This is a genomic window from Burkholderia sp. B21-005 (genome assembly GCF_020843965.1).
Classification (GTDB): Bacteria; Pseudomonadota; Gammaproteobacteria; order Burkholderiales; family Burkholderiaceae; genus Burkholderia; species Burkholderia ambifaria.
Genome location: NZ_CP086302.1, coordinates 2,619,146 through 2,641,499 on the forward strand (window position 1 = coordinate 2,619,146; position 22,354 = coordinate 2,641,499).

Annotated in this window: 18 protein-coding genes and 2 pseudogenes; 11 read left to right on the forward strand and 9 right to left on the reverse strand. The window is 67.6% G+C overall.

From position 1 onward, the window contains the following. Positions 1–44: 44 nt before the first annotated feature. A complete protein-coding gene (locus tag LMA02_RS28250) occupies positions 45–1,556 on the reverse strand; it encodes an aldehyde dehydrogenase family protein (RefSeq protein WP_126226063.1) in 1,512 nt (503 codons plus the stop codon). A 635-nt stretch (positions 1,557–2,191) separates the two neighbouring features. Between LMA02_RS28250 and LMA02_RS28255 the strand changes: the two genes are divergently transcribed. From LMA02_RS28255 to LMA02_RS28265, 3 genes are all read left to right on the forward strand, one after another. Continuing rightward, positions 2,192–3,772, forward strand: coding sequence for an amino acid permease (locus LMA02_RS28255; RefSeq protein WP_228908412.1), 1,581 nt, complete (start codon positions 2,192–2,194; stop codon positions 3,770–3,772). Positions 3,773–3,925: 153 nt separating this feature from the next. Beyond that, the gene (locus LMA02_RS28260) at positions 3,926–5,194 is read left to right on the forward strand and encodes an NAD(P)/FAD-dependent oxidoreductase (RefSeq protein WP_228908413.1); all 1,269 of its coding nucleotides are present in this window, start codon (positions 3,926–3,928) and stop codon (positions 5,192–5,194) included. Between the two features lie 118 nt (positions 5,195–5,312). Beyond that, on the forward strand, positions 5,313–5,987 hold the full coding sequence (locus tag LMA02_RS28265; RefSeq protein ID WP_228908414.1) for a TetR family transcriptional regulator: 675 nt from the start codon (positions 5,313–5,315) through the stop codon (positions 5,985–5,987). Between the two features lie 128 nt (positions 5,988–6,115). On the opposite strand, the pseudogene LMA02_RS28270 reads toward LMA02_RS28265, so the two are convergent. The 4 genes and pseudogenes from LMA02_RS28270 to LMA02_RS28285 all read right to left on the reverse strand — a co-directional run. Continuing rightward, a pseudogene (locus LMA02_RS28270) lies at positions 6,116–6,469 on the reverse strand (phospholipase D-like domain-containing protein); the annotation flags it as partial. Between the two features lie 76 nt (positions 6,470–6,545). Further along, positions 6,546–7,598, reverse strand: coding sequence for an RNA-guided endonuclease InsQ/TnpB family protein (locus LMA02_RS28275; protein WP_228908415.1), 1,053 nt, complete (start codon positions 7,596–7,598; stop codon positions 6,546–6,548). A 113-nt stretch (positions 7,599–7,711) separates the two neighbouring features. Next, a pseudogene (locus LMA02_RS28280) lies at positions 7,712–7,957 on the reverse strand (phospholipase); the annotation flags it as partial. Positions 7,958–8,060: 103 nt separating this feature from the next. Continuing rightward, positions 8,061–8,819, reverse strand: a complete 759-nt coding sequence (locus tag LMA02_RS28285) for a DeoR/GlpR family DNA-binding transcription regulator (RefSeq protein WP_166725027.1) — start codon at positions 8,817–8,819, stop codon at positions 8,061–8,063. A gap of 205 nt (positions 8,820–9,024) precedes the next feature. On the opposite strand from LMA02_RS28285, the gene LMA02_RS28290 reads away from it, so the two are divergent. The 3 genes from LMA02_RS28290 to nadE all read left to right on the forward strand — a co-directional run bounded on the left by LMA02_RS28290 (position 9,025) and on the right by nadE (position 11,534). Beyond that, positions 9,025–9,210, forward strand: a complete 186-nt coding sequence (locus tag LMA02_RS28290; protein ID WP_006752380.1) for a hypothetical protein — start codon at positions 9,025–9,027, stop codon at positions 9,208–9,210. 362 nt (positions 9,211–9,572) lie between these two features. Further along, the gene (locus LMA02_RS28295) at positions 9,573–10,442 is read left to right on the forward strand and encodes a DMT family transporter (protein ID WP_012366856.1); all 870 of its coding nucleotides are present in this window, start codon (positions 9,573–9,575) and stop codon (positions 10,440–10,442) included. A 243-nt stretch (positions 10,443–10,685) separates the two neighbouring features. Beyond that, on the forward strand, positions 10,686–11,534 hold the full coding sequence (nadE, locus tag LMA02_RS28300) for an ammonia-dependent NAD(+) synthetase (protein ID WP_175658704.1): 849 nt from the start codon (positions 10,686–10,688) through the stop codon (positions 11,532–11,534). A 72-nt stretch (positions 11,535–11,606) separates the two neighbouring features. On the opposite strand, the gene LMA02_RS28305 is transcribed toward nadE, so the two are convergent. The 3 genes from LMA02_RS28305 to LMA02_RS28315 all read right to left on the reverse strand — a co-directional run bounded on the left by LMA02_RS28305 (position 11,607) and on the right by LMA02_RS28315 (position 15,827). Further along, positions 11,607–13,283: a S10 family peptidase gene (locus tag LMA02_RS28305; protein WP_228908416.1), complete on the reverse strand. Its 1,677-nt coding sequence runs from the start codon at positions 13,281–13,283 to the stop codon at positions 11,607–11,609. A 73-nt stretch (positions 13,284–13,356) separates the two neighbouring features. After that, entirely contained in the window at positions 13,357–14,946 is a 1,590-nt protein-coding gene (locus LMA02_RS28310; RefSeq protein ID WP_228908417.1) for a S53 family peptidase, read from the reverse strand. A gap of 257 nt (positions 14,947–15,203) precedes the next feature. Continuing rightward, positions 15,204–15,827: a LysE family translocator gene (locus LMA02_RS28315; RefSeq protein WP_006758659.1), complete on the reverse strand. Its 624-nt coding sequence runs from the start codon at positions 15,825–15,827 to the stop codon at positions 15,204–15,206. Between the two features lie 134 nt (positions 15,828–15,961). Between LMA02_RS28315 and LMA02_RS28320 the strand changes: the two genes are divergently transcribed. Further along, a complete protein-coding gene (locus LMA02_RS28320; RefSeq protein WP_175732528.1) occupies positions 15,962–16,426 on the forward strand; it encodes an Lrp/AsnC family transcriptional regulator in 465 nt (154 codons plus the stop codon). 125 nt (positions 16,427–16,551) lie between these two features. On the opposite strand, the gene LMA02_RS28325 is transcribed toward LMA02_RS28320, so the two are convergent. Then, the gene (locus tag LMA02_RS28325; RefSeq protein WP_228908418.1) at positions 16,552–17,463 is read right to left on the reverse strand and encodes a LysR family transcriptional regulator; all 912 of its coding nucleotides are present in this window, start codon (positions 17,461–17,463) and stop codon (positions 16,552–16,554) included. A gap of 136 nt (positions 17,464–17,599) precedes the next feature. Between LMA02_RS28325 and speB the strand changes: the two genes are divergently transcribed. From speB to LMA02_RS28345, 4 genes are all read left to right on the forward strand, one after another. Next, the gene (gene speB, locus LMA02_RS28330; RefSeq protein ID WP_228908419.1) at positions 17,600–18,556 is read left to right on the forward strand and encodes an agmatinase; all 957 of its coding nucleotides are present in this window, start codon (positions 17,600–17,602) and stop codon (positions 18,554–18,556) included. A gap of 54 nt (positions 18,557–18,610) precedes the next feature. Next, the gene (locus LMA02_RS28335) at positions 18,611–19,927 is read left to right on the forward strand and encodes an MFS transporter (protein WP_228908420.1); all 1,317 of its coding nucleotides are present in this window, start codon (positions 18,611–18,613) and stop codon (positions 19,925–19,927) included. A gap of 131 nt (positions 19,928–20,058) precedes the next feature. Next, the gene (locus tag LMA02_RS28340) at positions 20,059–21,558 is read left to right on the forward strand and encodes a purine-cytosine permease family protein (RefSeq protein WP_228908421.1); all 1,500 of its coding nucleotides are present in this window, start codon (positions 20,059–20,061) and stop codon (positions 21,556–21,558) included. After that, positions 21,555–22,352 (forward strand): carbon-nitrogen hydrolase family protein, encoded by a 798-nt coding sequence (locus LMA02_RS28345; protein ID WP_228908422.1) that lies wholly within the window; start codon positions 21,555–21,557, stop codon positions 22,350–22,352. The genes LMA02_RS28340 and LMA02_RS28345 overlap by 4 nt, the downstream gene beginning before the upstream one ends. Positions 22,353–22,354: the final 2 nt, after the last annotated feature.

The following is a 22,354-nucleotide window of genomic DNA, read 5'->3' on the forward strand; positions in this document are numbered from 1 at the left end:
CCCTGTTCATTCGACCGTCGAGGCGCCCTGCCGGGCGCCGCGCATCACACGTCGAACTTCACGCCCTGCGCGAGCGGCAGCTGACGGCTGTAGTTGATCGTGTTCGTCGCACGGCGCATATACGCCTTCCATGCATCCGAACCCGACTCGCGGCCGCCGCCCGTTTCCTTCTCGCCACCGAACGCGCCGCCGATCTCCGCGCCGCTCGTGCCGATGTTCACGTTGACGATCCCGCAATCGCTGCCCGCTGCCGACATGAACTGCTCGGCCTCGCGCATGTCGTTCGTGAAGATCGCCGACGACAGGCCTTGCGGCACCGCGTTGTGCAGTTCGATCGCATCGTCGAAGTTGTCGTAGATCATCACGTACAGGATCGGCGCGAACGTTTCGCGCTCGACCACCGCCGATTGCTTCGGCATCCGCACGATGGCCGGACGCACGTAGTACGCATCCGCGTGACCGATGTCGACGCGCTCGCCGCCCTTCACTTCGCCGCCCTGCTCGCGTGCATCGGCCAGCGCTTTCTGCATCGCGTCGAACGACGCGCGGTCGACCAGCGGGCCGACGAGCGTGCCTTCCTCGAGCGGGTTGCCGACCTTCACCGACGCATAGGCCTTCTCGATGCGCGGCAGCAGTTGCTCGACCAGGCTGCGATGCACGATCAGGCGGCGCAGCGTCGTGCAGCGCTGGCCGGCCGTGCCGACCGCCGCGAACGTGACCGCGCGCACCACGAGGTCGAGATCGGCGCTCGGCGCGACGATCATCCCGTTGTTGCCGCCGAGCTCGAGGATGCCGCGCGCGAGACGCTGGCTCAGCACCTTCGCGACTTCCTGGCCCATCCGCACGCTGCCCGTCGCGCTGACGACCGGCACCTTCTTCGACGACGTCAGCACCTCGCCGACATCGCGCATGCCGAGCACCAGCTGGCTCAGGCCCTGCGGCGCGACGCCCGGGTGGGTCTTCTCGAATTCGCGGATCGCCTTCTCGAGCAGCACGTGGCATGCAATCGCGGTGAGCGGCGTCTTCTCCGACGGCTTCCACACGACCGAATCGCCGCACACGAACGCGAGCGCCGCATTCCACGCCCACACCGCGACCGGGAAGTTGAACGCCGAGATCACGCCGCACACGCCGATCGGGTGCCACGTTTCCATCATCCGGTGGCCCGGGCGCTCCGACGCGATCGTCAGGCCGTAGAGCTGGCGCGACAGGCCGACCGCGAAATCGCAGATGTCGATCATTTCCTGCACTTCGCCGAGGCCTTCCGACGTGATCTTGCCGGCTTCGAGCGTGACGAGGCGGCCCAGCTCGGCCTTGTGCTCGCGCAGCACGTTGCCGAACACGCGCACGAACTCACCGCGCACCGGCGCCGGCACCGTGCGCCACTTGAGGAATGCGTCGTGCGCGGCGTCGATCTTGCGCTCGGCGTCGGCGGGCGAGTCGACCGCCAGCGTCGCGAGCGTCGCGCCGTCGAGCGGCGAACGCGCGGTCAGCGCGGTGCCTTTCCACCGGGCGAGATCGATGTCGAGCGCAGCAAGAATGTCGTTGAATTGCATCACTTCCTCTTCAGGGACAGATTGATCGGTGCGGCGGCGACGCCGCCCGCGTGATTCGATTGGAGCGCGTTCGCGCGCCTTGTGCAAGCGGATGCGCGCCTCGGCCGGCCCGACGCGCCGCACGGCGCATCGCCCGCGCGCCGCCGCCGAAACCCCGGCCGACCGGCACGCCCTCGCCTCGCGAGGCACGATCCATGAGACACATTGTCGGCGGCCACAAGTCGGCCCGCTATTGATATTAACTCACGACTTCATTCCGAAAGCGCAACACCCTGGCTGGACGAATCCCCCACTTTCCGTATCGGCATGAGACTTGTCCGAGGCCCGTGACCGGGCCGGCCGCCGCGTTCCTGCCCGCCCCGACTTGATGACTAACCCGCATTACCCTGTGCGGAAATATCGTTTGCCGCACGTGCCGCCGGCCGCACACAATCGGGTCGCGTCGAAGTGCTCCGCACCCGGCGCGACGACGGCCGCCCGACACGCGGCCGGACGACAGACGAACGCGACGCGCAGCGCGCCCCCGGTTCGCCCGAGCCGGGCCGCGCGGAACCGCCGCCGTCCGGCCGGCGGCCGGCGACGGGTGGCGCTTCGCGGCCAAAAAACAATTCCGGAGACAGCGCCCAGCCCCGCCCATGCATTCAGATGCCCGCCCCGATTCCCCCTCCCCGTCCGGCTCGCGCCCCGCGAAACCGGCCCTCCACCGCAGCCTGCAGGCGCGCCATCTGCGGATGATCGCGATCGGCGGCTCGATCGGCACGGGCCTGTTCGTCGCGTCCGGCGCATCGATTTCCCAGGCCGGCCCCGGCGGCGCGATCGTCGCGTACATGCTGATCGGCCTGATGGTCTACTTCCTGATGACGAGCCTCGGCGAAATGGCCGCGTTCATGCCGGTGTCGGGCTCGTTCGCGACCTACGGCTCGAAGTTCGTCGACGAAGGCTTCGGCTTCGCGATCGGCTGGAACTACTGGTATAGCTGGGCCGTCACGCTCGCGGTCGAACTCGTCGCCGCGCAGCTCGTGATGCACTACTGGTTTCCGCACGTTCCGGGCGTCTGGTGGAGCGCGCTGTTTCTCACGCTGATCTTCGCGCTCAACGCGCTGTCGGTGCGCGGCTTCGGCGAAGCCGAATACTGGTTCGCGCTGATCAAGGTGCTGACGGTCGTCGCGTTCCTCGGCGTCGGCGTGATGATGATCTTCGGCATTCTGCAGGGCGGCCCGAGCGCGGGCTGGGCCAACTTGACGATCGGCGACGCGCCGTTCGCCGGCGGCCTGCCGGCATTGATGGGCGTCGCGATGATCGCGGGCTTCTCGTTCCAGGGCACCGAAATGATCGGCGTCGCGGCCGGCGAATCGGAGAACCCGCGCACGACGATCCCGCGCGCGGTGAGCCAGATCTTCTGGCGCATCCTGCTGTTCTACGTGCTCGCGATCATCGTGATCGGCGTGCTGATTCCGTACACCGACCCGAGCCTGCTGAAGAGCGACGTGACCGACATCGGGGTGAGCCCGTTCACGCTGGTGTTCCGCCATGCAGGCCTCGCGGTCGCGGCCGGCGTGATGAACGCGGTGATCCTGACGGCCGTGCTGTCGGCCGGCAATTCGGGCATGTACGCGTCGACGCGAATGCTCTACAACCTCGCGGTCGAAGGCCGCGCGCCGAAGCTGTTCGCGAAGCTGTCCCCGGGCGGCGTGCCGCGCAATGCGCTGTACGCGACGACCGCCGTCGGCGCGCTCTGCTTCCTCACGTCGCTGTATGGCGACAAGACGGTCTACCTGTGGTTGCTGAACACGTCGGGCATGGCCGGCTTCATCACGTGGCTCGGCATCGCGATCAGCCACTACCGGTTCCGCAAGGGCCTGCTGAAGCAGGGCTATCGCGTCGACCAGCTGCCGTACCGCTCGAAGTGGTTCCCGTTCGGCCCGATCTTCGCGTTCGTGCTGTGCGCGGTCGTCGCGCTGGGCCAGGACTACCAGGCGTTCATGGGCAGCAAGATCGACTGGGCGGGCGTGGCCGCGACCTATATCGGCGTGCCGTTCTTCCTCGCGATCTGGCTCGGCTACGCGCTGGTGCGCAAATGCCGCCTCGTGCGCTACGAGGACATGGAGATCGCGCCGTGGATCGAGCGCAACGCGACGCCCGACGCGACGGAGAAAGCCGACGCCGGCTATCCGGCCTTCGTCGCCAGCCCGGCCAACCCGACGCCGGGCGCCTGACGTCCGGTAAGCCCGGTCATTCCGGTAAAGCAACGGCCGCCGCCCGAATGCGACGGCCGTTGCGCTGAAAACCCCATTCGACGCGGCGCGCGCGTTCAGGCAAGATCGACGCGCGACGCCTGTTTTTCCGCCGTTACGAGTCACCGAAACCGCATGCAGAACTTCTACGAAGCCACCGTTACCCGCCAGCCCTACCCGCAACTGACCGGCCCGATCGATACGCAGGTCTGCATCGTCGGCGGCGGCCTCGCCGGCCTGTGCACCGCGCTCGGTCTGGTCGAGCGCGGCGTGCAGGATGTCGTCGTGCTCGACGGCGAACGGGTCGGCTTCGGCGCGTCGGGCCGCAACGGCGGTTTCGTGTTCGGCGGCTACAGCCTCGACAACGCGGACCTGCTGCGCACGCTCGGCCGCGACGAAGGCCGTCGCCTGTACCGGCTCACCGTCGATGCGGTCGAGCTGATCCGCGCGCGGATTGCCCGCTACGGAATCGACTGCGACATCGTCGACGAGGGCGTGATGCTCGCGAACTGGTTCGACGATCCGTCGCGGCTCGACAGCGTGCGCACGCTGATGAAGCAGGAATTCAACGTCGACTGGGCACCCGTCGCGACGGACGCGCTGCGCGCGCGGCTGAAGACGCAGCGCTATCACGGCGGCCTGTTCGAGCCGAACGCGTTCCACTTCCATCCGCTCAAGTACGTGCTCGGCGTCGCGGCGGCCGCGTCGCGCGGCGGCGCACGCGTGTACGAACGCTCGGCCGCGCTCGGCATCGCGCGCGAAGGCGCCGGCTACGTCGTGCGCACGGCGCAGGGCATGGTGCGCGCGAAGGACGTCGTGTTCGCCGGCGGCGGTTATGCACGCGGCGTGTCGCCGCGCATCGAGCGCGCGGTACTGCCGATCGCGACCTACGTGATCGCGACCGAACCGCTCGGCACGCGGCTGCCGGACGCCATCGATGCACCGTACGCGATCTACGACACGCGTTTCGCGTTCGACTACTACCGTCCGCTGAAGGACACGCGGATTCTGTGGGGCGGCCGGATCTCGGTGCTCGACCGCGGCCCCGACGCGATCGCGCGGCTGCTGCGGCGCGACCTGCTGCGCGTGTATCCGCAGCTCGACGGCGTGAAGGTCGAATACGCGTGGGGCGGGCTGATGAGCTACGCGCGGCACAAGATGCCGCAGATCGGGCGCGACGCGGACGGCGTGTGGCACGCAATCGCGTTCGGCGGCCACGGAATGGCGCCCACCACCGTCGCCGGCGAAGCGCTCGCCGCCGCGCTGGCCGGCGAGCGGCCGGTGCCGGAAGGCTTTGCCGCGTTCGGGCTCACGCGCACGTTCGGGCTTGCTGGCCTCGCCGCCGCGCAGCTCACCTACACCGCGTATCAGGCCCGCGACGCACTCGCGTCGTGCCGGCGCTGAACCGTCGCGGCGGAAGCCGAAACCGCGCCGCCGATTAGAGCGGCGAGTCGGCAGGATGGCGATTTCCTGCATGCTAGAATGATTTTTTCATGCCGCCGCGAACGCACAACAAAGTCACATGAAAGCTGCAAGCAAGGCCGCCTCGTCCGAAAGCCGCGCGCTTGCGACCGATGCGCGGCGCAAATACGATCCCGAGCAAACCAAGCGCAACATCCTCGACGTCGCCACGCAGGAGTTCTCCGCGATGGGCCTCGCCGGTGCGCGCGTCGACGCGATCGCCGAGCGTACGAACACGACGAAGCGGATGCTCTACTACTACTTCGAAAGCAAGGAAGGCCTGTACGAGGCCGTGCTGGAGAAGGTGTACGGCGACATCCGCGCGCTCGAGCAGGAACTGCACGTCGGCGACATGGAGCCGCGCGAAGGCATGCGCCGGCTCGTCGAATTCACGTTCGACTATCACGACAAGCATCGCGACTTCGTCCGCCTCGTGTCGATCGAGAACATCCACGGCGCGAAGTATCTCGAACAGCTGAAGTCGTTCAAGAACCGCAACGTCAGCATCATCAAGACGCTCGAGGAACTGCTCGAGCGCGGCGCGGCGAGCGGCGCGTTCCGCAAGGACATCGACGCGTTCGACCTGCATCTGCTGATCAGCTCGTTCTGCTTCCACCGCGTGTCGAACCGCTACACGTTCGGCGCCGCGTTCGGCCGCGATCCGTCGGCGCCGCGGCTGCGCTCGCGGCATCGCGAGACGATCGCCGACTCCGTGCTGCGCTACGTCGCCGCGTAGCCACACCGCGCGATTCCGCCCGATTCCACCCGAAGGCCGAACGACATCGCGACGCGTGCAACCGGCATGAGCCGGAAGCACGTCGCGCTTCCGGCCGAGCGCATGCGTCACGCGTCATGCGCCACCCGTCAGTCGGTCGGCGCGGTCGACGCCAGCGCGATCCGCGCCTTCTCTTCCGGGCTTCCCGCCACGTAATACTTCCTCGCCCAGCTCGAATCCGGCGCGAGCGCGAGTTGCCGATGCGAACCGGCGCCGTGCTGTTTCGTCTCGATCGCCAGCGCCCGCGCGCGATAGTGCTCGTAGAGCCGCAGGAATTCCGCGAGATAGATCGCCGCGATCCGCGTGTCGCGAATCTCGAGCAGGTTTTCGTCGTTGTACTGCTCGGAATTGCGGCTCATGTTCGCCGAGCCGGTATAGACGATCGGGTTCGCGCCTTCCGCATCGAGTACCTGCAAGTGCTCCGGCGTGGCGACGACCGGAAAGACGTCATAGCGAAACGACGCATCGCGAGCCTGCGGATCGATGCGCGCATCCCACCACTTGACGTCCTCGTCCGCGCTAAAGGCGGAGGATTCCCACACCTGGCGATGCACGTCCGCATCGGAGAATGTTCACAGCAGCATTGGTATCTCGATCATGCTCGACACCACAGTCACTGCAGGCCCACTCTCTTATTCGCAATCCCGCGATACCTTTCGGCCGCGTCGTGCTGTCTTTCGACCCGCACGACGAACAGGACTGGGTAGAACCGCTTTCGTCGACTTCCTCGAACGTGGCCCCGTGCGCCATCGCCTTGTAACGGAGCTTGTTTCGGAAGGACGACCAGGATGCGTCGTAGACGCTCTTCGCCATCCTGGTTCTGGCGAGCTTCGCGGCCGACACGTTGCCGACCGCGAGGTAATCGAAACGCCGCACCAGATCGAGCGCGAGCTTGTGCTGGAAATCGGCACGGGCATTCGCCACTTTGGCGTGCAGCTTCGCGATATGTCGCTTGTGCTTGCGCGCCCGTTGCGCTTTCGCCAGTTTCTCCGCCGCGCGTCGGCCGAATCGGTCATTGCGCAGCTTCTCGCCTGTCGAAAGGGTGGCGAAGTCTTTCAGGCCTAGATCGATGCCGACACCAGACCGGATCGGTCGGGCCTGAACATCGGGCACCTCGATCACGATGTTGAGAAACCAGTTGCCGCGCGCATCCTGCGCGAAATTGGTGCCGTCCTTGATCTTGCCTTCGGGAAGCGGTCGACTGTTGAACACACGGAAGGTGCTGCCGGCAAAGCGGAACGCATCGCCCTCGCGCTTCAGGTCGCGGCCCTTCAGCGGAACCCAGCCCAGCGCCTTCCTGCCACGATAGCGCAGGTAGGGGCGTCGGTTCTGGCTGCGCGACTTCGCGTACTGCTCGCACGTTGCGTTGACGGTACCGGAATGGATACCGAGTTCCTTGCCGCTGCCGGTGGTCAGCACGTTGAGATCAAAACCAGTCGGCCACTTCTTGTTCCACTTGAGTGCGTGCTTCTGCGTATCGTTGCAGAAGTTCCAGACGTAGTTCACCGCACGGCTCTGCTTGTTGAGCAGTCCGTTGAGCGACTTCACCCGGTAGCGGTAGACAAGGATCATGCCGGTGATCCTAACCCGTGGAAGAAGCTGCCTGTCAACAGCCCTCCTTTCCGCCATCCGCCCCGAAGGAAGTCCCCTTGGGGGAAATGGGGGGGTTTCTCGGAGCAAATTCCGATGAATTTCTGGATCGGCGCCTGGTCGGTTGGCGCGTCGCCCTGCGTGTCGGCGGCCGGGCCGTCGAACGTCAGCCGGTTCGGCAGCCAGCTGTTCGGCGCCCGCGTCTTGCCGTCGGCCGCCCAGAAGCCCGGCGTGCGCCGGATCGCGAAGCCGAGGAAATCGGCGCGCGGCGCCGCCTCGGGCCAGTCGAAGGCCAGCAGAACCAGGGTGGGGGAAAGATAGCTGCGTACGCTGACGGTCATTCGTGCTCCTGGCGTTTCGGCCGAAAGAGATGAATGGGTCAGTGTTGACGGCGGTTCTTCCCGGGCGATGACTGTTCGATGAACCTTGTATGTCGGAGCCGCGTCAGTCGCACACGAGCAGCTCGATGCCGCGTGCGGCCAGCGCGCGGCGCACGGCCTTGTCCGGCGTGCGCTCGGTGACGAGGTAGCGCGCGGCCGACGTGCCGTTGATCCGCACCGGCGTCACGCGGCCGAACTTCGAATGGTCGGCGACGATGACCGCGGTGCCGGCCGCCGCGATCATCCGGCTGCGCACTTCGGCGGCGAGCCGCGAGTAGTCGGTGCAGTCGCCGTCGACCGTGATGCCGCCCGCGCCGACGAACGCGAAATCGACGTGGTATTGCGCGAGCTGCTGGATCGTATCGAGCCCGAATGTCGCGTCCTCGTCGTCGGACAGCTCGCCGCCGAGCAGCGTCACGCGATTGCCGTTGCGGCGCGCGAGCACGAACGCGGTGCGCCAGTCGTTCGTGTAGATCGACAGCCGGTGCCGGTCGGCCAGCGCGAGCGCCACCGCATGCGGCGTGCTGCCCGAGTCGATCAGCACCGATGCATCGTCGGGCACGAATTCGGCCGCACGTCGCCCGATCGTGCGCTTCGCTTCGGCGTTCGCCGCTTCACGCTCGGACAGGCTCGGCTCGCGGCGGTCCGCCGCCAGCGCGCCGCCGTGCGTCATCACGAGCAGGCCGCGCGCCGCGAGCGCGTTCAGGTCGCGCCGCACGGTCTCGCGCGACACGTCGAGCGAGCGCACGAGTTCGGCAACCGACAGCGCGCCCGATCGTCCGAGCTCCGACAGAATGTATTGATGACGTTGTTCCGCCAGCATCGCAATGCGCCCGAGGCGACTGGTAATGGGTAAGCCAGCCATTGTATTACGGCCGTTTGACTGCCGTTTGACGGCGGTGCGTCCGGCAGCGGCCGCGTTTCACGCCAGCGAAATTCTGTATTGCCGGATGCGCGCGAATCGGCGCGGCAAGCGATTGCTACACTTTGCGCTTCGCCTAACGACAGACCATCAAGGGGCTTGCGCAATGTATCGCAAAGGCAGTGTGCTCGAAATCCAGTTTTCGCCGGAACGACTCAACGACGGGGCCGGCGATCCGTACTGGATCGACCTGACGCTCGACGAAGCGCGCCGGCTGTATGAACAACTCGCCGCTCGCTTCGCGACCGACGCGCGCGCCAACCAGCCGCTCGACACGTTCTCGCTCGACTGATCTCCGTTCCTTTGCCCACGCCACGGCGCGCCTTCATGGCGCGGCGCTTTCGCCCGGCCGGGTGATAACCGAACGGCTGGCTCGACTGATCCCCGCTCCTTTGCCCGCGCCACGGCGCGCCTTCATGGCGCGGCCCTTCCAGCCGGCCTGCCGCTGATCGAACGGCCGGTACGCTAGCGCGCGCTGGCGACGCATCGCATCCGCGGTCGCCGCTTGCAGCCGCAGCAGCGCGCGGCGCATGGCCGCCGCATGCGTCCCGCACGCGCGACAAGCGAGTGCAGAATCCGACAAGACGGCGGCACCGCTTGACCCGATACTGACCGACTTCACGATTCGTCCGGCCGTATCGCGGCCCGCCACGCATGTTTACCTCGCTCGTCGCCGCGGCTTTCGTCGCGCTGTGGTCCACCGGCTTCATCGTCGCCCGGGCAATCAAGCCCTACGCCGATCCGAACCTGTTCCTGCTCGCGCGTTTCGCAGGCACGGCCGCGCTGTTCGGCGCCGTCGCACTCGTCGCGCGCGCGCCGTGGCCGGCCCGCCGCGAATGGCCGCGCCACCTGATCGCCGGCGCGCTGCTGCAGGGCGTCTATCTCGGCGCCAGCTACTGGGCCGTCGCGCAAGGGCTGAACGCGGGCGTGATGGCGCTGCTCGGCGCGCTGCAGCCGCTTGCCACCGCCGTGCTCGCCGTGCCGCTGTTCAACGAGCGACTGCCCGCGCGCGGCTGGCTCGGGATGGCGCTCGGGCTTGCCGGCGTGGCGCTCGTGCTCGCACCGAAGGTCGCGGGCGGCGTCGCGCCGCCGCCGGGCGCCGCGCCCGCGTGGTTCGTCGTGACCGTATCGATCCTGGCGGTCGGCTCGATCACCGCCGGCTCGCTGTACCAGAAGGGCAAGCTCGCGCAGAACGACCTGCGCACGGCCGTCGCCGTGCAGAACCTCGGCGCGGCGATCGTCGCGGCCGTCTTTGTCGTGCTGCTGCATGAAACGCGCTGGATCGGCGCGCCGGCGCTGTGGATCTCGCTCGTGTGGGGCGTCGTGTTCCTGTCCGGCGGCGCGGTCACGATGCTGATGTGGATGCTGCGTCGGGGCAACGCGGCGCGCGCGACGTCGCTGCTGTTCCTCGCGCCGCCGCTCGCCGCGCTGCAGGGATATCTGCTGTTCGGCGAAACGCTCGCGACCGTCCAACTCGCCGGCTTCGCACTTGCGCTGGTGGGTGTCGTGCTCGCGCGACGCTGACGCACGCGGTCAGGCGGTCAGGCGGTCAGGCGATCGGAAGCGCCCGTCGCCGCCGCCCCCACCCTGCATCGAAACGAAGCATCCGCGCGCACGCGAGGGTGCGCCGCCGCACACGCTGCACCATGACGATGCACCGCGTCTCGCCGATGCAACGCGAAGCCGCCGGATCGCATGCCCGGCGCGGCGCCGCGCCACGATTGCGCTTATGATGAGCGCCTCGCATTTCGTTCCGGAACCACCCCCATGACATCCGCCGATTACGCCAGCCGCCAACGCGCGATCATTGCCGAACTGAACGTCGCCCCGCACTTTGACGTCGACGCCGAGATCGCCCGGCGCGTCGATTTCCTTGCGCAGTACCTTCGTTCGAGCGGCCTGCGGACCTACGTGCTCGGCATCAGCGGCGGCGTCGATTCGTCGACGGCCGGGCGGCTCGCGCAGCTGGCGGTCGAACAGTTGCGCGCCGGCGGCTACGATGCCCGCTTCATCGCGATGCGCTTGCCGAACGGCGTGCAGAACGACGAAGCCGATGCGCAGCGCGCGCTCGCGTTCGTGCGCGCGGACGAGACGTTCACGGTCGACGTGAAGCCCGCGGCCGATGCGATGCTCGCGTCGCTGGTCGCGTCGGGCCACGCGTTCGAAACCCCGGCGCAGCAGGACTTCGTGCACGGCAACATCAAGGCGCGCGAGCGCATGATCGCGCAGTACGCGGTAGCCGGCGCGCGGCGCGGCATCGTGATCGGCACCGACCACGCGGCCGAATCGCTGATGGGCTTCTTCACGAAATTCGGCGACGGCGGCGCGGACGTGCTTCCGCTTGCCGGCCTGAGCAAGCGCCGCGTGCGTGCGGTCGCCCGCGCGCTCGGCGGCGACGAGCTGATCGTGATGAAGGTGCCCACGGCCGACCTCGAGGAACTGCGTCCGCTGCGCCCCGACGAGCATGCATACGGCGTCACCTACGACGAGATCGACGATTTCCTCGAAGGCAAGACCGTCGCCGACACGGTGTACGAAACGGTGCTGCGCTTCTACGACGGTTCGCGCCACAAGCGCGCGCTGCCGTATACGCCGTTCGACTGGCCGACCGCGTAAGTCGACCGCGTAAGTCAAACCGCGCCGCGCGAACCCTAGCGGTCACGCGCGGCACGTGCACGACGGGCTACGCTACGCGTGCCCGCCCGTCTTCTTCGCTTGCAGCGCGCGAATCCGCAGCCGCGCGCCCGTATCGCTGACCGTCGCGTCGTACATCGTCGCGAGATCGCGCTTGAGCGCGGTGCGCGAACCGCCGTCGAGATACACCATGTGCCCCGACGGATAAAAGCGCGCGGACAAGTTCTGCCGCACCTTCTGATCCTCGAGCGGCATCTGCTGCAGGTCGATCACGGTTTGGTAGAACGGCGTGACGAAATCGTACAAGCCGTTCGCCGACAGCACCTTCAGGTCGACGTTCAGCGCCATCACCGCGGCGAGGTCGCCCGCCGTATAGAGAATCACGTTCCCCTTCGCATCGATGCCCTGCTGCGCGCCGGTCGGGTCGATATGGCTGAAGTCCCAGTTCTGGAACGCCTGGTCGTTCAGGTCCGTGAACGCGGAGTTCGACGTGAACTTCAGCTGCTCGTTCAGGTAGCTGTTCCACATCGCCGTGTAGACACCCGTCACGGCCGTCATCGTCGGATCGTTGCCGCCCGAGTTCGGATCGATCTTGCCGGCGATACCGGTCGAGATCGCCGTCACGCGGCCGTCGTACGAACCGAGCGCCAGCCCCTGCGCCTGCAGCAGCGTCGTCAGGAACAGCGAATTGCCGCGCGCGTTGTAACCCGCGATGTCGAGCCCCCATGTCTGCAGCGTCGCCGTGTCGATGCCCGTGTAGTCCGACAGCTTCCGCACGGCGGCCGGGTCGGCATGCGGCACGTTGCGCAGCGCCTTCAGGTAATCGGTGCGCGCGAACTGCGCGACTTCCTCGATGAACGTGCCGAGATCGGCCGGCGCCGGCTTGACGCCGAGTTTCTTGTGATACCACGCGTCGGCCGCCGCGGTCGGCAGCGCGCCGACCGGGTTGCCGGCCTGCCGATAGTCGAGGATCGACGACTGCAGCGTGACGCCGTTCAGATCGACGCCGTCCTCGTGCAGCTTGTACGCGAGCACGCAGCTGCGCGCGGTGCCATACGACTCGCCGAACAGGTATTTCGGCGAATTCCAGCGGTTGTTCTTCGTCAGATAGCGCTTGATGAACTGCTTCAGCGAATCCGCATCCTGGTCGACGCCCCAGAAATTGCGGTTCTTGTTCGGCGCGACGGCCGCCGAATAGCCGGTGCCGACCGGATTGATGAACACCAGGTCGCTGTGGTCGATCATGCTGTCCGGGTTGTCTTCCATCTGGTACGGCGCAGGCGGCGTGAACCCCGGCATCGACGTCTTGATGCGCTTCGGCGCGAACGAGCCGAGCAGCACGAACACCGACGACGAACCGGGCCCGCCGTTGTAGAAGAACGTGACGGGCCGCGTTTCTTCCTTCGCGCCGTCGGCCGTGAATGCGACGTAGAAGATCTTCGCGGCCGGCTGCGAACTGCTCGGGTCGACCGTCACGAGATGGCCGACCGTCGCCGTGTACGCGATCCGCTTGCCGCCGATCAGGATCGTGTGGTGCGTGATCGCGGCCGCTTCGGTCGTGTCGGTCACCGAGTCGTCGGGACCGTTGCCGTACGCGACCGGATCGAAGAACGGCTGGTCGCGGCCGTGGCTCAGCGCGACGGGATTGATGGTCGGCGGCACGCTATGCGAATTGTGGTCGCCGTGATGCAGCGGATACACGCCGCCGGAAGATGCGGAATCGATGCCCATCGTGCTGCTCCTGGAGGTGAAAAAAGACGCGGGCAGGGAACCCGCGTCACATGGAAAGGCCTGTGCCGGCGTGTCAGCGCGAGGGCTTGCGCGCGAGGATCACCGCGAGTTTCGCGCCGTCGGGGCTGCCGAGGCCCGTGCACGCGTCCCAGCCGGACGCGGCCGCATACGTGCCGTTCGAGCCCTTCGTGATGTCGCGCAGCGCGCCCGGATTCTTGTACAGCGCGGGATTGATCCAGCCGGCCGATGCGCCGGCCGCCGCGTTGATCCGGGCGATCAGCGCGGCCCACAACGGCGCGACTGCGCTCGTGCCGCCCATCACCGCGGGCGTTCCCGCGATCGACACTTCGTAGCCCGTTTGCGGCGACGCATCGCCGGCGACGTCCGGCACGCCGCGCTTCGCGAGCGGCCTGCTGCTGCCGTCGGCGAGCGTGACGGTCAGCCCCTTCTGCCAGGCCGGCACGTCGAACATCGTGCTGACGCCGCCGCCACCCGCGCCGCCACCGGCCGTCTCGTCGTTCCACGTGATCTCGCTGCGAATGCCCTGCCCCGGCAGCGCATCGAGCTGCGTGCCGCCGCAGCCGAGCACGTACGGGCTCGACGCCGGGAAGTCGACGTGATCGGCGCCGTCCTGCAGCCCGTCGCCCGAGCCGCTGTCGCCCGACGCCGCGCACACCGTGATCCCCTGCGCGGCGGCGGCCTGCAGCACGCGGTTGAACGCATGGGCCGACTGCGCCTGCCAGATCGCTTCCGGGCCGCCCCAGCTGATCGAGATCACGGACGGCCGGTTGGTCTTGTCGGTGACCGCCGCGTTGACTGCCTGAATGAAGCCCGCGTCGCTGTTCGGCGCGAAGTAGACCGCGATCTTCGCGGCCGGCGCGATCGCACCGGCGATCTCGATGTCGAGCGCGACTTCGCCGTCCGGGCCGTTCGCGTCGCCGGTCGGCGTGTTGCGGCCGGTGCCGACGTTCACGTCGACGAGCGTCGGCGGCTTGTCGATCCCGAGCCCGCGGAAATACTGCTGGATATCGGTCGCGCGATAGCCGCCGCCGAGTTCGACGATCGCGATGCATTGCCCGGCGCCATCCCCGGTCGGAAAGCCATACAGCGACGCGAGCTGGGGCGGCGTGAACGTGACAGCGGTGGCGCCGCGCGCGGGCTTGAACGGCGGACGCAGCCGGAAGTGCGGCCGCGCCTGCGGCCGGCTGTCGAGGCCGAGCACGGCAGTGACGACATCGCCGAGCTCGTCCGGCAGCGCGATCGGGCCCGAGCGGCCGCGGTACTGGCCGATCGAGCGATGCTCGAAACGCTCGAGCTTCACGCTGAATGCCGCCTCGAACTGCTGGATCGTGCCGGACAGCACGACGACGCTTTCCACCGGATCGACGCGATCGACCGTCAGCTGGTGACGGTGCGCGAAGTCCTCGGTCTTGCGAATGTCGTCGGGATTGGCGGAGAAACGCTGCGCGAAGGCGTCGCGCGACAGCGGTTTTGCGTCGGTGTCGCCAGCGGCGAGCTGATTGACCAATGCGTCGAGTTGCCCTTCTTCCTGCCGCCGCAACATGATCGTGACGTGGATGCGTTCTGCCGGATCGCACTGACCGAGACACTTGGACTCGGCGACGATGCGGGGTTCACGGTCGGCTTGAAGATGCCTTGCCATGTTCTGACCCTCCTTGGTATCGCGTTGCACGGGCGTTGCACGGAACAGCCAGGAAATCGGACAGGGCCGGCGGCAGACGGTTCCGTCCGGTCGTCGGTTCGCGGCAGCGCGAAGTCAAAGGAAGTTTAGAACAGTCAGATGATTTGCGCGCGTGCCCTGTCGTTGTCGGGGCCGGCGCGCGAAGGCCGGCATTGCGCGCGGCCCCGCGTTCGTTGCTGCACTGCACCGCTCGATGCGGTGCAGTGCGATGGTGCGGCTCAGTCCATCGATAGGCGCAGCGCAAAGCCGATCAGCGCCGCCGAGAAGGTCCAGCGCTGCACCGTCTGCGCGAGCGGATGCGCGCGCATCCACGCCGCGATGCGCGACGCGCCGAACACGCATGCGAGGTCGAAACACACGCCGGCCGCGACGAGCATCGCGCCAAGTTCGAACATCTGCCACACGACGGGCCCGGCCTCGGGCCGCACGAATTGCGGCAGCAGCACCGAGCAGAACAGCAGCGCCTTCGGGTTCAGCAGGTTCGTCAGCAGCCCCTTGAAGAACGACTGCCGCAGTTCGCCCGCGGCGGCCGCGTCGCCGTCACCGAGCGCGAACACCGGCGAGCGGAACACCTGGATCGCGACATACGCGAGATACAGCGCGCCGCCGTAGCGGATCGCTTCATACAGCCACGGCGCGCTGCGGATCAACGCCGCGACGCCGCAGGCGGACAGCGTCACGTGCGCGGTGCGCGACAACGACAGGCCGGCCGCCGCCGCCATGCCCGGCCGCACGCCGCGACCGATGCTGGTCTGCAGCACGAGCGCCATGTCGGGGCCCGGCACCGCGTAGATGGCCGCCAGCGCGGCGAGATAAATCAACAGCAAATGCGTGGAAATCATGGTCTGCCCCCGTCCTTCAATGACGATATGTTGCCGCTGAAGGTGGAGGGATTATTGGCCTTCTGTGTCCGAGAATTGGCGATCCATAGCGGAATCCGCCACAATCCTGAAAATACAACACGGATTCCGCCAACATGATCGAACTCGACAAAACCGATCGCGCGATTCTCGCCGCGGTGCAGCGCGACGGCCGCCTGCCGATCGCGCGCCTCGCCGATTCCGTCGGCCTGTCCGAGACGCCGTGCGCACGGCGGCTGAAACGTCTCGAAAACGACGGCTACATCGAGCGCTACCGCGCGCAGCTGTCGCGCCAGGCGCTCGGCTACGGCGTCGTCGCGTTCGTGCTCGTGCGGTTCGCGACGCACGACCGCAAGGTCGCCGACCGGTTCGAACGGGAAGTGCTCGCCATCGAGCGGATCCTCGCGTGCCACAACGTCGCGGGCACGGCCGACTACCTGCTGCAGGTGGTCGCGCGCGATCTCGACGACTACGGCACGTTCATTCGTGATTCGCTGCGGATGCTGCCCGGCGTGACGTCGATCGAATCCGCGCTGTCGCTGCGGGAGGTGAAGCACGACGCGGGGTTGCCGGTGCCGTGACGCGGCGGGCCAACGGTGGACAGCGGCACGTTACCGCACGCGCCCCGTCACTTCGACGCGCATCGATGTGGGCGGTTGGCCGCCCGCTGCGTAACACTTGTTCACCTGTTTGACGCCGCTGGCCCTCACACGGCGTCGGGCGCCTGGTGCGCGTGTTCGAGATCCTCGAGAAACGCCTCCACGAGCGGATTGCCGCGCCCGTCGCGCGCGACGACCATGTGGAACGTGACGTCGTAGCGCAACTCCTCCGGATTGAGCGGCGCGAGCAGCCCCTGCGCGACGTACGGCGCCGCGAAGTGCTGCGGCAGGTAGCCGAGGTGATGGCCCGACAGGATCAGCAGCGCGACGGCCTCCATGTTGTCGGCGGTCGCGGTCACGCGGTCGGGCGTCGTCGACATCTGCGCCTCCGGCAACGGATACGAGCGCCACGCCCACTCGAATCCCGCGACGTCGGCCGGCGTCAGCGCGCCAGCGACGTCGAACAGCGGATGGCCGCGCCCGCAATACGCGATCTGCCGCTCGATGAACAGCGGCGTGTAATGCAGCGACGGCACGCGATGCCAGAAATAGCCGACGGCAATCTGGATCTCGTCGCTCAGCAGTTTCTCCTCGAGATCGCCCGGCGCGCGCACCGAAATCGAGAAGCGCACGGCCTGGTCGCGCGCGCGGAACGCGGCGATCGCCTCGGCAATCCGCGCGTTCTGGCTGATCGGCGTATGGCCGATCAGGCCGATGTTCAGCGTGCCGACCAGTTGGCGGTCCATGTGCCGCGCCGCCATCCCGAATTCGTCGAGCGCCGCGAGCAGCTTGCGGCTCATCGCATGGAACCGCTCGCCCTTCGGCGTGAGCCGGAAGCCGCTGCGGCCGCGCTCGCAGAGCCGGTAGCCGAGCCGTGTCTCGAGCGACGACAGCTGCGCGCTGATCGTCGACTGGCCGACGTTCAGCATCACCTGCGCGGCCGACACGCCGCCCGCGTCCGTGACCGCGAGAAACACGCGGATCAACCGCAGATCGAGGGTCGACAGATTCCCCAGCACGCTATTCCCCTTCCATACATCGATGAAAATCGATGTTTACGTCGATATCTTCGCATTCTTCTTTGCGGTCGGACGCGTAAGACTATGCGCCAGACCGCGTCGCATGATACGGCAACCCCACATCGGAAGAGACACCATGAACGACCACACCCATTTCCAGCCGCTCGGCGGCAATGAAATGCCGCGCTGCGGCGGCATCGCGACGATGATGCGCCTGCCGCACGTGGCGAGCGCCGCGGGCCTCGACGCATGCTTCGTCGGCGTCCCGTTCGATCTCGGCACCTCCAACCGCACCGGCGCACGCTTCGGCCCGCGCCAGATCCGCACCGAATCCGTGCTGCTGCGCCCGTACAACATGGCCACGCGCGCCGCGCCGTTCGATTCGCTGCAGATCGCCGACATCGGCGACGTCGCGATCAACCCGTACAACCTGCACGACTCCATCGCGCGCATCGAGGCCGCATACGACGCGATCCTCGAGCACGACTGCAAGCCGATCACGCTCGGCGGCGACCATACGATCGCGCTGCCGATCCTGCGCGCGATCCACCGCAAGCACGGCAAGGTTGCATTGATCCACGTCGATGCGCACGCCGACGTGAACGATACGATGATGGGCGAAAAGATCGCGCACGGCACGCCGTTCCGCCGCGCGGTCGAGGAAGGCCTGCTGCATGGCGACAAGGTCACTCAGATCGGCCTGCGCGGCACCGGCTACGCCGCGGAGGATTTCGACTGGTGCCGCGAGCAGGGCTTCCGCGTCGTCCAGGCCGAGGAATGCTGGAACAAGTCGCTCGCGCCGCTGATGGACGAAGTGCGCGCGCGCGTCGGCGACACGCCTGTCTACATCAGCTTCGACATCGACGGCATCGATCCGGCCTACGCGCCCGGCACCGGCACGCCGGAAATCGCCGGCCTCACGGTACCGCAGGCGCTCGAGATCATCCGCGGCGCGAAGGGGCTGAACATCGTCGGCTGCGATCTCGTCGAAGTCGCGCCGCCGTACGACCCGTTCGGCACCACGGCGCTGCTCGGCGCGAACCTCGCCTACGAGCTGCTGTGCGTGCTGCCCGGCGTCGCATACCGCGACTGATCCGGCCGCGCGACCGACTCCAAATCAGAGGATTCCAGAGGAGCACAAAAACAGATGGGGACTTCCGTCAAACAACCGAAGCGGGCGGCGCTCGCGTCGTTCGTCGGCACCACGATCGAGTGGTACGACTTCTACAGCTACGCGACCGCCGCCGCCATCGTGTTCGGGCCGCTGTTCTTTCCCGGTGAAAACCGCTTCGTCAGCCTGCTCGCGTCGTTCGGCTCGTTCGCGGTCGGCTTCTTCGCGCGGCCGCTCGGCGGCGTGATGTTCGGTTATCTCGGCGACCGCTTCGGCCGCAAGCGTTCGCTGCTCGCGACGCTGATGCTGATGGCCGTGTCGACGGTCGCGATCGGCCTGCTGCCGACCCACGCGCAGGCCGGCGTGATCGCACCGATCCTGCTCGTGCTGATGCGCGTGCTGCAAGGCATCGCGGTCGGCGGCGAATGGGGCGGCGCGGTGCTGCTCGCCGGCGAGCATGCGCCCGAGGGCAAGCGCACGTTCTTCGCGTCGTTCGCGCAGCTCGGCAGCGCGAGCGGCCTGATCCTGTCGATGCTCGCGTTCGGCGCGATCAGCACGCTGTCGAAAGACGACATGATGAGCTGGGGCTGGCGCGTGCCGTTCCTCGCGAGTTCCGTGCTGCTGGTGGTCGGCTTCGTGATCCGCGCGAGCGTGTCGGAGTCGCCCGAGTTCGAGGAAGTCAGGAAGAGCGGCAACACCGCGCAAAACCCGGTGCGCGAAGCGCTCAAGTACTGGCCGCTACTGCTGCTCGCGATCGGCGCGAACGTGTACGGGATCGCCGGCGTGTATTTCAGCAACATCTTCATGATCAGCTACGCGACGCAGTTCCTGTCGCTCGACCGGTCGATGGTGCTGCATTGCATGACCCTCGTCGCCGTGCTGCAGTTCGTCGTGCAGCTCGCCGCCGCGTTCCTCGCGCAGCGCTTCGGCACGACGTGCGTGCTGCTGATCACCGGCGCCTGGGCCGCGATCGTGCCGTTCGTGATGCTGCCGCTCGTGCACATGGGCACGCCGCTGTCGATTACGGTCGGCGTCGGCCTCGCGACGCTCGCGGAATCGGGCTACTACTCGGTGGTCGCCGGTTTCGTCAGCGGCATCTTCATCGCGCGCATCCGCTACACGGCGATCTCGATCGCGTACCAGGTGTGCGGCGCGATCGCCGGCGGCCTGACGCCGCTCGTCGCCACGCTGATCGCGCAGAACGTCGCGCCGCAATGGTGGCCGCTCGCGATCCAGTACACGAGTGCCGCCGTGCTGTCGTCGCTGTGCGTGTGGCTGATCTCGCGCCGCGTCAGCATCGACGATGCGGGCGCGCCGCGTGAAGCGCTGCCGCGCGGCGCTCGCACCGCCTGACGCACCACCCGACGGGCGGCCTCCCGGGCCGTCCTCCCCCTACACAATCATTCAGGGCCTGCTGCGACGCTGTCGCGGCAGGCTTGCGCACGCCCCGGCCTCGCGGCCGTGCGCCAGGAGACACTGCCGTCATGAACCGCCCCGACACCCTCGCGCTCGACCGCGCCGAACCGGCCGGTCTCGAGATCGAGCATCGCTCGATCGACTACATCCCCGAAACCGAACGCCACGCGAAACTCGCGAGCCAGGGCCCGTTCTGGTTCCTCGGCAACTTCCATTTCTTCACGATCTCGATCGGCTTCGTCGGGCCCGGCATGGGGCTGTCGGCCGGCTGGACCACGCTCGCCGGCGCGCTCGGCATCATGTTCGGCACGCTCTTCATGGCGTTCCACGGTTCGCAGGGCCCGGAGATGGGCCTGCCGCAGATGATCCAGTCGCGCGCGCAGTTCGGCTATCGCGGCGTGATCGTCGCGCTGCTCGCGACGTTGTTCGTGTTCGTCGGCTTCAACGTCGTGAACGTGTCGCTGATTGTCGACGGCGTGCATAACGTGTTCGGGATCGACGGCGGATTCGTCGCCGTCGCGGCCGTGTCGATCGGCGCGCTGCTCGCGATCTACGGCCACGACCTGATGCACCGCACCTTCAAGTGGGCGCTGGTCGCGACGCTGCCGCTCTATGCACTCGTCACGCTCGCGGTCGCGTTCGGCCACGCGGCGCCCGCGCAGGCGGGCACCGCCGCCGCGCCGGGCTTCAACTGGATCGCGTTCGCGACGCAGTTCGCGATCGCCGCGAGCTACAACATCTCGTATGCGCCCTACGTGTCCGATTATTCGCGCTACGTGCCGAAACACACGAGCCGCGCGAAGTTGATCGCGGTGATCTTCGCCGGCGCGTCGCTGTCGGGCGCGTGGATGATCGGGCTCGGCGCATGGCTCGCGCAGACGCTGCACGCGGCCGATGCGCTGGTCGCGATGAACGACGTCGGCACGTCACTCGCACCCGGCCTCGGCAAGCTGATCGCGATCGTGTCGCTCGCCGGCTTCCTGCCGATCATCGCGCTCAATGCGTACAGCGCGATGCTGACCGTGCTCACCGGCGTCGATTCGCTCGTGCCGATCAGGCCGACCCGACGCGCGCGCATCGTGTCGATCGTTGCGATCAGCGCATTTGTGCTCGGCTGCGTGTTCGCGATCCGTGGCAACGGCATCGCGCTGCTGCAGACGTTCCTCACGCTGATGCTCTACTTCCTCGTGCCGTGGACCGCGGTGAACCTCGTCGACTATTTCTTCGTGCGCCGCGGCCGCTACGCGATCGCGCACTTCTTCACGCCGCGCGGCCTGTACGGTGCGTGGCAACTGCGCGGCATCCTGTCGTACCTGATCGGCTTCGCGGCGATGGTGCCGTTCTTCTATGTGTTCGACGCCGAAGCGAACCGCGAGGTGTTCGTCGGCCCGGTCGCGCGGATGCTCGGCGGCGTCGATCTCGCGTGGCTCGTCGGGCTGGTCGTCGCCGGCGGCGTCTACGGGCTGCTGTCGCGCTCGCTCGACCTCGACCACGAGCGGCGCGTGATCGCCCAAACACCCGCGCCCGACGCGCCGGCCGCCACCGCGGCGCAGGGAGACGCACGATGAACGGTCCGCACATTCGCATCGTCCAGTCGGCACTGCGCGACGGCGACGTGGCCGGCAATCTCGCAAAAGCGCTCGCGATCATCGCCGCCGCGCGCGGCGCAACCGACCTCGTCGTGTTCTCCGAAACTTACTCCAGCGGCTTTCCGACGCCCGACGACGTCGCTCGGCTGGCCGAGCCGCTCGACGGGCCGTCCGTCACCGCGGTACGCGATGCCGCACGCGATGCGGCGGTCGCCGTCGCGTTCGGCTTCCCGGAACGCGACGGCTCGCGCTTCTTCAACACAGCGCTGCTGATCGATGCGAACGGTGACGTGCTGTTGCGCTACCGGAAGACCCATCTGTACGAATCCGACCTCGGCGTGTTCGAGGCCGGCGACGCGTTTCCGGTCTGCACGTGGCATGGGATGCAGGTCGGCCTGCTGATCTGCTTCGATCTCGAGTTTCCGGAAACGGCGCGCGCGCTCGCGCATGCCGGGGCCGAACTGATCGTGATACTCGACGGCATGATGAACCCGTACGGCGACGTGCATCGCCGGATGATCCCGGTGCGCGCGCTGGAAAACCAGCTCTACGTCGCGATGGCGAACCGGGTCGGCGCCGGCGACCGCTACACGTTCAGCGGCACGAGTCTCGTCGCAGCCCCCGACGGCACGTGCATCGCGGTCGCGCCCGGCGATCGGGAAGCGATCGTCGACGTCACGCTCGATCCCGCGGCGATTCGCGATGCACGCGCGGCGTTCCGCTACGTCGACCTCGCCACGGTGCCGCTCGGCGCGGCGACGCGGCGCAATTGACG

Bases quoted from the DNA above. Each gene is read 5' to 3' on its own strand.
- LMA02_RS28250 (WP_126226063.1), bottom strand. From the start codon at position 1,556: ATGCAATTCAACGACATTCTTGCTGCGCTCGACATCGATCTCGCCCGG.
- LMA02_RS28255 (WP_228908412.1), top strand. From the start codon at position 2,192: ATGCATTCAGATGCCCGCCCCGATTCCCCCTCCCCGTCCGGCTCGCGC.
- LMA02_RS28260 (WP_228908413.1), top strand. From the start codon at position 3,926: ATGCAGAACTTCTACGAAGCCACCGTTACCCGCCAGCCCTACCCGCAA.
- LMA02_RS28265 (WP_228908414.1), top strand. From the start codon at position 5,313: ATGAAAGCTGCAAGCAAGGCCGCCTCGTCCGAAAGCCGCGCGCTTGCG.
- LMA02_RS28275 (WP_228908415.1), bottom strand. From the start codon at position 7,598: ATGATCCTTGTCTACCGCTACCGGGTGAAGTCGCTCAACGGACTGCTC.
- LMA02_RS28285 (WP_166725027.1), bottom strand. From the start codon at position 8,819: ATGCTGGCGGAACAACGTCATCAATACATTCTGTCGGAGCTCGGACGA.
- LMA02_RS28290 (WP_006752380.1), top strand. From the start codon at position 9,025: ATGTATCGCAAAGGCAGTGTGCTCGAAATCCAGTTTTCGCCGGAACGA.
- LMA02_RS28295 (WP_012366856.1), top strand. From the start codon at position 9,573: ATGTTTACCTCGCTCGTCGCCGCGGCTTTCGTCGCGCTGTGGTCCACC.
- nadE (WP_175658704.1), top strand. From the start codon at position 10,686: ATGACATCCGCCGATTACGCCAGCCGCCAACGCGCGATCATTGCCGAA.
- LMA02_RS28305 (WP_228908416.1), bottom strand. From the start codon at position 13,283: ATGGGCATCGATTCCGCATCTTCCGGCGGCGTGTATCCGCTGCATCAC.
- LMA02_RS28310 (WP_228908417.1), bottom strand. From the start codon at position 14,946: ATGGCAAGGCATCTTCAAGCCGACCGTGAACCCCGCATCGTCGCCGAG.
- LMA02_RS28315 (WP_006758659.1), bottom strand. From the start codon at position 15,827: ATGATTTCCACGCATTTGCTGTTGATTTATCTCGCCGCGCTGGCGGCC.
- LMA02_RS28320 (WP_175732528.1), top strand. From the start codon at position 15,962: ATGATCGAACTCGACAAAACCGATCGCGCGATTCTCGCCGCGGTGCAG.
- speB (WP_228908419.1), top strand. From the start codon at position 17,600: ATGAACGACCACACCCATTTCCAGCCGCTCGGCGGCAATGAAATGCCG.
- LMA02_RS28335 (WP_228908420.1), top strand. From the start codon at position 18,611: ATGGGGACTTCCGTCAAACAACCGAAGCGGGCGGCGCTCGCGTCGTTC.
- LMA02_RS28340 (WP_228908421.1), top strand. From the start codon at position 20,059: ATGAACCGCCCCGACACCCTCGCGCTCGACCGCGCCGAACCGGCCGGT.
- LMA02_RS28345 (WP_228908422.1), top strand. From the start codon at position 21,555: ATGAACGGTCCGCACATTCGCATCGTCCAGTCGGCACTGCGCGACGGC.